General features: G+C 68.6%; 1 protein-coding gene. It reads left to right on the forward strand.

Annotated features, from left to right (window positions below):
* Positions 1-2,558: hypothetical protein (locus Q0L15_RS18560; protein ID WP_296605949.1), on the forward strand; the 2,558-nt coding region annotated here is incomplete at its 5' end.
* Positions 2,559-2,707: the final 149 nt, after the last annotated feature.

Genomic DNA, 2,707 nt, shown 5'->3' on the forward strand with positions numbered 1-2,707 from the left:
GCGGCATCAAGCGGGGTCTGGCGGTTTCCGCCGTCTCCGCTCTCGCGGTGGCCGGCGTCCCGGCCCTCGCTTCTTCGGCCAGTGCGGCCGTGGGTGACACCTTCACGGTCGTCTCGGCCGGACCCGCCCTCAATGGCGGCACCGACGGTGCCCTCGTCACGCTTCGCGCGAAGGACGGCGTCATCACGCCGGGCCTCATCAAGGCTGTCGGCACCAGCGGCACCACGCTCGGCACTGAGGACAACGACGCGCAGAACGTCGAGGTCGTCAGCACGGCCGGCCCCGTCAACGACACCGCCGACTCGGCCTACGAGTTCATCCAGGTGCGTGTCGCGGTGACGACGACGAACCCGGGCGACACCGCCGCGTTCCGCCTTTTTGAGGACGACACCAACGCGGGCACCCTCGACGCCAGCGAGGCTCGTCAGCCGGTTTCCATCTCGACCGCCGGCGCGGCGGCTTCGCTCGTCGTGGCTCCGAGCTCGCAGTCCGCTCCGCAGGGCCTTGAGAGCGGCGAGTACACCGTGACCGTCAAGGACGCCGCGGGCCGCACCACGCAGCTTGCGTCGGGCCAGAACATCGGGCTCACCTCGGATGCTGAGGTCACCGTGAACGAGTCCGGCGGGGCAATCACGGCAGACGAGATTGCTTCGGGCTCCGACACCTTCACGGCCACCCCGACGGGCACTGCCGCTCTCGGCGCGCACACCATCACCCTCAACGGTCCCGGCAGCGTCGACGCCACGGCGACCCTGAACGTCACCAAGTCGGCCACGCTGGCCGCCAGCATGGTCGACATCGTGACCGGCGCCGACTCGTGGAACGGCTTCGGCGGCGGTGCGTTCGGCGGCGCCAACACGCTGGTCCGCGTGGACCAGGGCACGATCAAGATCGACGTCAAGGGCGGCGCGGGCAACGCGAACAGCACCGTCTCGCTGAACGTGGCCGGCACCGGCATCACCTTCGGTGGCAAGGCCTCGACGACCGCGGCCACTGTGCTCGACGCCTCGGGCAACGGCTCGCTGACGATCACCCCCGACGCGGGCACCGTTCAGGTCAACGACACCATCGCGCTCTCGGGTTCCTTCGCCGAGACGCTTCAGTTTGTCCGTGGCACCGCCACTGCTGTGGTGCCGACCGCCGGCACCTACTTCTCCAAGGTGGGCGGCTCGACCGACGCGACCTTCAAGGTCGTCGACCAGTTCGGTCTGCCGGTGACCTCGGGCTTCGTGACGGCCGCTCGTGACGGCGCCAACGCCGCCGCGGACGCGACCCCGCAGAAGAAGGCTGTCGGGGCTGACGGCACCGTTACCTTCACGTTCACCGACACCAAGGCCACCAACGGCACCACCGAGAACGTCGACGTCAAGTACTACGCCGACCAGTTCACGCCCGCCGGTAGCCCGGATGTCGACGCTCCCAACGCCGCGATCATCAAGTACACGACCGACGGTATGGGCGCGAACTACGTCACCAGCCTCGACGGCACCAACACCGAGGCCGCTGGCTACAACGCGTCCAAGGTGAACGTCGCTCCGCTGGCCGACACGGTCGCCGACGACGACAGCGGCAGCAACGAGGACGCTGCGCTGACCGTCACCGGCGGCGAGCCGAACGCGGCGATGACCATCTCGGTCGACAACGGCGCGCTCATCCTGGCCCCGGGCCAGACCGCGCTGTCCGAGGGCAAGGCCAGCGTGACCGCGACCCTGAGCGGAGCTGGCGCCCTCCCGGCCGGCTACCGGATCATCGGCACCAAGTCCGGTGTCGTCACCGCTACGCTGAGCGCGGCCAACCGGACCGAGACCGCCGCGTTCACGGTCACCGCGGAGAACGACCCGACCACGGCGCGCAACGTGACCGTCAGCGGCCCTGCCGAGGTCGAGCACGGCGCGTCGCAGATCACCTACACCGCGGTCATCACCGATGGCTTCGGCAACCCGGTCGTCGGGTTCCCGCGCTCGGCGGTGGGCACTGACCTGCTGAACATCCAGGTCTCCGGCCCGGCTCAGTTCAAGGACGGTGACGCTCAGTCCGACGCCACCGGCGCCATCAAGCTCAACGTGGCCGTCGACCCGGGTGCGGCGGGCGATGTCACCATCCAGGTGAAGGGCGTTAACAACGTCTTCTTCCTCGGTGGCGTCGACCAGTTCGGTGCTGCAAAGGACCGCCTCACCGCTCAGTCCACGACGGACGACGGCAAGGGCCTGCCCGTCTCTGCCGACACTGCGACTGCGACGACGACGGTCGCAGATGCACCGGTGGAGCCCCCGGTCGAGCCGGTGTCGCCGAACATGGCGGTCAAGGGCATCGACAAGGGCAAGCGCGACGTGATCAAGGTGAACGCGATCGACGCCGCTTCCGGCGCGACCGTCAAGCTGTTCAAGCGCAAGGCTGACGGTTCGCTCAAGAAGCTCAAGACCGCGGTCCTCAACGACGCCGGCAACTTCACGTTCCGCGTCCACGACGGCAACGGCACCAAGGCCACCCGCTACACCGTGAAGCTCGTGGGCAACGACGCTGTGCGTCCTGCCGTCAAGAGCCGCAAGATCAAGTGACGCGGTAGTCCGACCACGGGCGGGCTCCGGGACAGATGAGTGACTGTCCCGGAGCCAGCTCTCCCGGGGGCGCTGCTCCCGCAACCCCCGAGCACCACATCTGAACCAAGTCGGGACACACAGACGCGGTCCGGGCCATTCTCTGTTTG

Source organism: Nocardioides sp. (assembly GCF_024509035.1).
GTDB lineage: Bacteria > Actinomycetota > Actinomycetes > Propionibacteriales > Nocardioidaceae > Nocardioides.